This is a genomic window from Streptomyces sp. AF1A (assembly GCF_047340315.1).
GTDB lineage: Bacteria > Actinomycetota > Actinomycetes > Streptomycetales > Streptomycetaceae > Streptomyces.
On record NZ_JBLEBI010000266.1, the window covers coordinates 1 to 6,705 of the forward strand.

6 protein-coding genes, 1 tRNA gene and 2 pseudogenes are annotated in these 6,705 nt (G+C 74.2%); 1 reads left to right on the forward strand and 8 read right to left on the reverse strand.

Features of this window, described 5'->3' with window-relative positions; genetic code table 11:
• Nucleotides 1–402 (reverse strand): annotated as a pseudogene (locus ACLU3S_RS35000) (SPFH domain-containing protein); the annotation flags it as partial.
• A gap of 80 nt (nt 403–482) precedes the next feature.
• Complete coding sequence (locus tag ACLU3S_RS35005) at nt 483–1,772, reverse strand: peptidoglycan-binding protein (RefSeq protein WP_413956006.1); 1,290 nt, start codon at nt 1,770–1,772, stop codon at nt 483–485.
• 186 nt (nt 1,773–1,958) lie between these two features.
• Here ACLU3S_RS35005 and ACLU3S_RS35010 point away from each other — a divergent pair.
• Nucleotides 1,959–2,032: transfer RNA gene (locus tag ACLU3S_RS35010), tRNA-Lys, on the forward strand.
• 348 nt (nt 2,033–2,380) lie between these two features.
• Here the strand turns inward: ACLU3S_RS35010 and ACLU3S_RS35015 are convergent.
• The 6 genes and pseudogenes from ACLU3S_RS35015 to ACLU3S_RS35040 all read right to left on the reverse strand — a co-directional run.
• On the reverse strand, nt 2,381–3,052 hold the full coding sequence (locus ACLU3S_RS35015; protein ID WP_413956007.1) for a class F sortase: 672 nt from the start codon (nt 3,050–3,052) through the stop codon (nt 2,381–2,383).
• Nucleotides 3,053–3,061: 9 nt separating this feature from the next.
• Nucleotides 3,062–3,643 carry a hypothetical protein gene (locus ACLU3S_RS35020; protein ID WP_413956008.1) on the reverse strand — a complete coding sequence of 194 codons (582 nt, stop codon included), beginning with the start codon at nt 3,641–3,643 and terminating at the stop codon, nt 3,062–3,064.
• Nucleotides 3,644–3,734: 91 nt separating this feature from the next.
• Nucleotides 3,735–4,514: an HAD-IIA family hydrolase gene (locus tag ACLU3S_RS35025; RefSeq protein WP_413956009.1), complete on the reverse strand. Its 780-nt coding sequence runs from the start codon at nt 4,512–4,514 to the stop codon at nt 3,735–3,737.
• A 369-nt stretch (nt 4,515–4,883) separates the two neighbouring features.
• On the reverse strand, nt 4,884–5,870 hold the full coding sequence (locus ACLU3S_RS35030; protein WP_413956010.1) for a hypothetical protein: 987 nt from the start codon (nt 5,868–5,870) through the stop codon (nt 4,884–4,886).
• Between the two features lie 88 nt (nt 5,871–5,958).
• Nucleotides 5,959–6,300 (reverse strand): hypothetical protein, encoded by a 342-nt coding sequence (locus ACLU3S_RS35035; protein WP_413956011.1) that lies wholly within the window; start codon nt 6,298–6,300, stop codon nt 5,959–5,961.
• A gap of 196 nt (nt 6,301–6,496) precedes the next feature.
• Nucleotides 6,497–6,705: pseudogene (locus ACLU3S_RS35040) on the reverse strand (ROK family transcriptional regulator); the annotation flags it as partial.

Below are 6,705 nucleotides of genomic sequence, written 5' to 3' on the forward strand. Positions count from 1 at the left end.
CGCCTCCACCGCGAACGGGGGCAGCACCCCGGCCCACCACGAGGTGGTCAGGCAGCCGGTGAGCCCGCAGGCCCCCGCGAACACCCCGGCGAACCCCGGCAGCACCCGCGCCGGACGCTCCACCAGCTCCGGGTCCATCTCCGGAAGGGGCCGTCTGCGCACCGCCACCGCGCGCCGCACCCGGGGCTGCTCGCCGGTGCCCTGCCGGCGCGCCACCACGGCGGGCCGCAGCGGCACCGTCACCGGTTCGGCGGTGTCGCGGAAGAGCAGATGGACCGGGATCTCGGTGGTGACCTCGTTCTGGATCAACCGGGACGGGCGGACGCCGATGCCCGTGCAGCCCTCCGGGTGCCCCCCGGACTCGGACGGGGTGGGTGGGGTGGGTGGGGTGGTCGTACTCATGCGTGCCTCCAGCCTCCGCGCCAGATGCGTCATGAACAGGGGGATCAGGGCCGCGGGTTCCCCGCGCGCCGCGCCGGTCGCTACGCGAACAGCCGGCGCCAGGTCTCCGGGCCCGGGTAGCCGTCGGCCGCGCCGCCCCGCCAGCCCTGGGTGCGCTGGAAGGCCTCCACGGCCCGGCGGTCCGCCTCGCCCCAGTGCGGACCGGGGCCGTTGGGGTAGAACCTGCCGAATCCCTTCTTCGCCAGCTGGATCCCCAGCCGGGTCACGAAGTCGTTGCTCTGTCCGGGGCGGAAGTAGTTCTTGCCGGGGTAGCCGGGCACACCGTGCGAGGCGGGATCCGCCGGCGCGATGTCCTTGCCCTTCCCGGTGACCAGCAGCTCCCAGGTGCGCGGCCCCGGCAGCCCGTCGGCCTCCGCCCCGGTCCAGCCCTGGGCCAGCTGGAACGCCCGGGTGGCCCGCCGGTCCGCCTCGCTCCACGCCGGACCGGGGCCCTTCGCGTAGTACGCGCCGGCGCCCCGCGCCACGAGCATCCGGCCGAGCTCGGTGACGTGCGCGTTGTGCGCGCCCGGGCCGAAGGAGGCCGCGCCGGGGAAGGCCGACGCCTTCCCGCCGGCCGATTCCGCGCCCGCGGCGCCGGTGGTGAGGCCCTTGTAGCGGTAGGGCACGTACTTGTCGGCGTGGCTCCAGTAGGGGTACGGCGTGGTCTGGCTGCGGGCGTGCGGGGGCGTCTGCTCGTAGACCTTGTAGTAGGTGTGCGCGTCGTCCGTCCAGCCGCCGAAGATCACCACGTGGGAGCCGCTCTCGGGGTTGTCCGGGTTGTGGTACAGCAGGATGTCGCCGGGCTGCAGCTCCGACTTGGTGATCTTGACGCCGAACTGGTCCAGGCTACCGGTCCACTCGTTGCTCCCCAGGTGCCAGGCCATGGAGACGAAGCCGGAGCAGTCCTGCCGGTAGCCGTCCGACCAGTACTCGCTCATGCTGTACGGCACCTTCGCGTCCACCCACACCTTGGCCCGCTTGATGATGTCGGTCCGGGTGGTGGCGGGAGTCGGGACGGTGCCGGGCTCGCCCGGTTCGACGGGTGCGCCGGCCTGGCCGTGCAGCGGGGACTTGGCGCCCTGGGGGGTCTGGACCTCGCCGTCCGCGGGGTCCGCCTCGCGGTGCGGGGACTGGCCGGGGGCGGCGGCCGCCGCCGGGGCGAGCGCCCCGGCGGCGGCGGACGCGGCGGCCACGACCACGACCCCGCGGGTCACGCGGTGACCGCCGAGGCGGCCGGGCAGGGATCGGCGACTCGTCCGCCGCCGCTCGACGCAGCCGGGGCACTCGCAGTCGCTCGCGGGATCGAACTCCTCGAAGACCGGAGCCGTCATGCGATCTGCCTCACATTCAGGGTTGTTTTGTCCGCTTGTGTGCACGTTGATCAGTCTTCCAACTGTCCTCAGAACGCGCACTCTGACGGTCCGAACGATGTAAAGGGCCCCGGAACGATCTTCATGTCCATCTGCCGGCGGTCCGAAGCACCCTGCGAGGTCGGGTAGAGTTCTCTTCGTCAGCACGCGCCGCTAGCTCAGTTGGTTAGAGCAGCTGACTCTTAATCAGCGGGTCCGGGGTTCGAGTCCCTGGCGGCGCACGATGACGATGGCGAGCCACGTCCGCGATCACGCGGATCCGGCTCGCCATCTCTGTTTCCGCGCGACCGCGCCGCGCCCGGTGGGGCCCGCGCCACTCACACAAGCTGCCGCAGCGGGAGTTGGGACAGGCGGCGGTTGCGTCCGGCGGGAGGGGCCCGCCATGAACCGGCGCCGAGGCCGTCATGCACCGCGAGGCCGCCGTTCCCCGTCTGCCCGGTCGCCTTCGTCAGCACCTGCGTGCCCGGCAGGGGCCCGCTGGAAAAGGTGACGACCCTTCCGGGCGACGGTGAAACCGCGCCTGCGGGGCCCGCCGGCCCCCTGCCCGCCACGAGGTCGCGCAGCGGCGCTCAGCGGGCCGTCCCCGTGAGGTAGGCCGAGACCACCACGTTCGCCGTGTAGCTGCCGGTTGTGCGGTCGAAGGTGCCGCCGCAGGTCACGAGCCGCAGCTCGGCGCGGCCGGGCACGCGCGGGCCGTAGGCCTGCCGGGCGTTGAAGCCGGCGCGGGGCAGGACGCGGACGTCGTCGACGGTGAACTCGGCGACCGTGCCGTCCGAGCGGACCACGCGCACCGTGCCGCCCGGTTGCAGGGTGCCGAGCCGGTGGAAGACGGCGGGCCGGGTCCCGGTGTCGGTGTGGCCCACCATCAGGGCCGTACCCCTGGCACCGGGCCTGGTGCCGGAGCCGTACCAGCCGACCACGCCCGGCTGGCCGAACGGGGGCGGGTCGGGGGCGCCGGCGGCGTCCAGACCGCGGGCCACCACGGGCGCCTGGACGCCCAGCCGGGGGATGTCGATGCGCTGAGGCAGCGCGTCCGGCAGCGGCCTTGCCGGGCGGGGCAGGCGGGCCGGCTCGACGAAGCGGCCGGCGGCGGACAGGTCACCCGTGACGGCCGTGCCCTCGCCGTGGGGCAGGCCGGTCACGCCCCGTGCCCACAGCCACAGCCCGAACAGCAGCAGTGCCCAGGTCAGGCCGGTGACGAGCCGCCCGCCACGGGAAACGCTCCCGGGGTCGCCCCTCATCGGCGGGCGTCAGCGCGAGCCGCGGTTGCGGCGGGCGCGGAGCCCGAGGGCGAGCGCGGCGACCGAGGCGAGCGCCAGGCCGGTCACCGCCTGGGCGGTCCCGGGGCCGGAGCCGGTGGTGGCCACCGTGGCGAAGTGCGCGGTGCCGCCCCCGCCCGCGGCGACCGGGGCCACGGGGCTCGCGGCGGCCCGGCCGGGCTGCGCCGGCCGCCCGCTTCCCTGGTCCGCGCCGGTGGCGGAGGCCCTGCCCCCGACCGTGATCACGCCGTCGATCACGCGGTCGGCGCAGCTGACCTTCACCTCGTAGGAGCCCGGCCGGACGGCGGAGCCGACGCGCGTGTCACCCGCCAGCGTGCCCTGTGCACCGGTCAGACGGGCGTCGGAGACGAAGGCGCGCGAGACGGCGGTGCCCTGCTTCCCGGTGCAGCCGCTGACCCGCAGGGTCACGTCGGAACCCGGCGCCGGGGCGGCGGGCGCCACGGACAGAGAACCGGCGTCCGCCGCGCGGGCCACGTGGGCCGCGGGGGCGGCGGGGCCGAACGCGGTGACGGCCAGGATTCCGCTGCAGAGAGTGAGGCGCAGTGAGCACATCGTGAACCTCCAACACCAGGAGGTTCTCCTGCCCGGGGCGCCCCCGCATCCTCAGGGGACACCCGTTGCTCCATCCGGGTGATACGAGGTTTCAGACGAGGTCGACCAGGTCCGCGATGGAGTCGGCGACCTGCGAGGGCCGGAAGGGGTAGCGGTCGACGTCGTCGGGCTGGGTCACCCCGCTGAGCACCAGGAACGTGCGCATCCCGGCCTCCAGGCCCGCGAGCACGTCGGTGTCCATGCGGTCGCCGATCATCGCGGAGGTCTCGGAGTGCGCGCCGATCGCGTTCAGCCCGGAGCGCATCATCAGCGGGTTGGGCTTGCCCACGAAGTACGGCTTCTTGCCGGTCGCCGCGGTGATCAGCGCGGCGACCGAGCCGGTGGCGGGCAGGTCGCCCTCGGTGGACGGGCCGACGTTGTCGGGGTTGGTGGCGATGAACCGGGCGCCGCCGTTGATCAGCCGGACGGCCTTGGTCAGCGCCTCGAAGGAGTAGGTGCGCGTCTCGCCGAGTATCACGAAGTCGGGCTCGTGGTCGGTGAGGATGTAGCCGATGTCGTGCAGCGCGGTGGTCAGGCCGGCCTCGCCGATGACGTAGGCGCTGCCGCCGGGCCGCTGGTCGTTCAGGAACTCCGCGGTGGCCAGCGCCGAGGTCCAGATGTACTCCACCGGCACGTCCAGACCCATGCGGCGCAGCCGGGCGTGCAGGTCGCGTGCGGTGTACATGGAGTTGTTGGTCAGCACCAGGAAGGGCCGCCCGGACTCGCGCAGCTTCTTCAGGAAGGCCTCGGCGCCCGGAATCGGCACGCCCTCGTGGATCAGGACGCCGTCCATGTCGGTGAGCCACGACTCGATGGGCTTGCGGTCTGCCATGTTGTGCGTCTCCTGGCGTATGTGGCGGTCGGGAAGCGGGGGGGGCGCCGGAACCACGGCGTACCGACGCCGACCAGCCTAATGAGAGCGCGCGGATCTTGACCCGGCCGTCCGCGATTGTCCTGTCGCGCTTCTCTCACCGGCCCCCGGGAGCAGGGCGGGCGGGCCGGCGGCGGATTCCAGGACCTCCGAGGAACTCGTTGTCCTACGGGCCCGAGGAATCCGTTGTCCTACGGGCCCGAGGAACTCGTTGTCCTACGGGCGCGAGGAATCCGTTGGCCCGGAGTCGCAGCGCGGCACCCCGCGCCCGATCCCCTCGCCCACGGCTCCCGCGCTCGCGGCGCGGACCTTCGGCCGTCCGGCCCCGGCTCAGCGGCGCCTGCGCGCCAGCAGGAACGCGCTTCCCGCCACGCACAGCAGCGCGGCAGCGGCCGCGAGCAGCCCGTGCGCGACCCCGACCCCGGTGCGCGCCAGCTCCCGGGCCCGCTGCCCGGCCTCCTGCGCGTCCTCGGCGAAGGGCAGCGAGGGGTCCTGGGCGGCGCCGACGTCCCAGCTGCCCCGCGAACCGCGGGAGTGATCGGCGGGCACCCGCTCCTTGCCCGCCGCCTGCTCGTCGCCGGGCACCCGCTCCTTGCCCGCCCCCTGCTCGTCGCCGCGTGTCTGCTCGCCGCCGGGTGTCTGCCCGGTGCCCGGCGTCCGGTCCTGCACCGGCGTCTGGTCCGCGCCGGGGACCTGCTCCTCCTGCGGCGTCCGCTCCGCGTCCGGGCTCCGGCCCGGCTCCGGGGTCGGGTCCTGCACCTCCATGCCGATCCCGAACCGATAGGCGTTGGACTCCCCCACCCAGTCCCCGTCCTGGCCCCGGCGCTGGACGACGGCGGCGTTGGCGGTGACCTGCTCCACGGCCGCGTCGGGGCCGATCGCGAGCCGGACCTTGACGCTGACCGTCCTGCCGGGCGGCACGGTGAAGCCGGGGAACCCGGGGCCGTCGAGGACGCCGATCAGCTCGTGCTCGTCGGTGCTCTCGAACGTCACCGGCCGGGCGCGGGGGCCGTCGTAGAAGTCGAGGTGGGCCTGGTTCGCCCTCAGGGCGCGCTTGTCGTCGACGAGGACGACGACCGGGTGGATGTCGCTGCAGGTCCGGCGGGTGGTGTTGGTGAGGTCGACGTACCAGGTGCCGAAGCCGCCGCCCGGCTCGTAGGAGGTGGGGCCGTCGTGGATCCGGGTGGCCAGCGGAAAGGCACGCTCGCCCGGGGCCGCGCAGGCCGGCGTGGCGCCCGCGTCGGCGGCGACTTCGGGTCCGGGAACGAGGACGACAGCCGCGGCCAGGACGAGGGACAGGGACGTGCACAGTCGCATGAACACATGACCATGCCGGGTTGCGCGCGCGGGCTCGGGGTGCCACTCCGCGGCGGGTGGCGACTCCGCCCGGTCAGCGGACGCCGGTTCAGGACGACAGGGTGATGCGCCGACCGCCGTCGGTCTCGTTCACGCACTCCTGATAGGGGTTCGGGTCACCCTGGCGCTCCTGGCACTTCCACACGGCCCCCGCCGTGCGGACCTCGACGGGCGTGCCCGCCCTGCCGTGCCACGCCTTGGTGTAGCCGGCCGCCACCTGCAACGCGGAACCACAGTCCACGTTCCCGGCGGCCAGCACCCCGAGCCCGGAGGCCGGGTCGGTCCCGCAGTACGCACTGCGCGCCTGCTCGGCTCCGGCCCCGCCGAACGCCGGCCCCGACACCGCGAGGCACAGCCCAACAGCTCCCACCAGCCCCAGAACGGTTCTCATACCAATCAGGTACCCCCCGCCACAAACACCCCCACCGCCAGATCGGCCAACATCACCCGTCTGGCGCAACGCGAGCTGATTGCGCCGAAACTCCGCCGCGGCGGGCAGTGGCGCCGAACGCCGTCGACCGGCCGCCGCTGCCGTCAGCCGTTGTCGTGCCGCGGGGAGGTATCCCCTCCCCGCGCAAGCCCAGCCGTCACCCGTCCCCCCGCCCGAACAACGGCGCCAGCAGCAGCTGCGCGGCTCCCTCGGCCACCACCCGGTCCCCGCGGGGCGCGACCCGAACCTCCACCGTCCCCCCGAGCACCCCCTCCCGCCGGGCCCTCTCCTCGAGAACCTCCGCGACACCGTGGACATAGGGCTCCGGCCGCCCGACAATCGTGCGCCCCCCGAGCAGCACCCGGT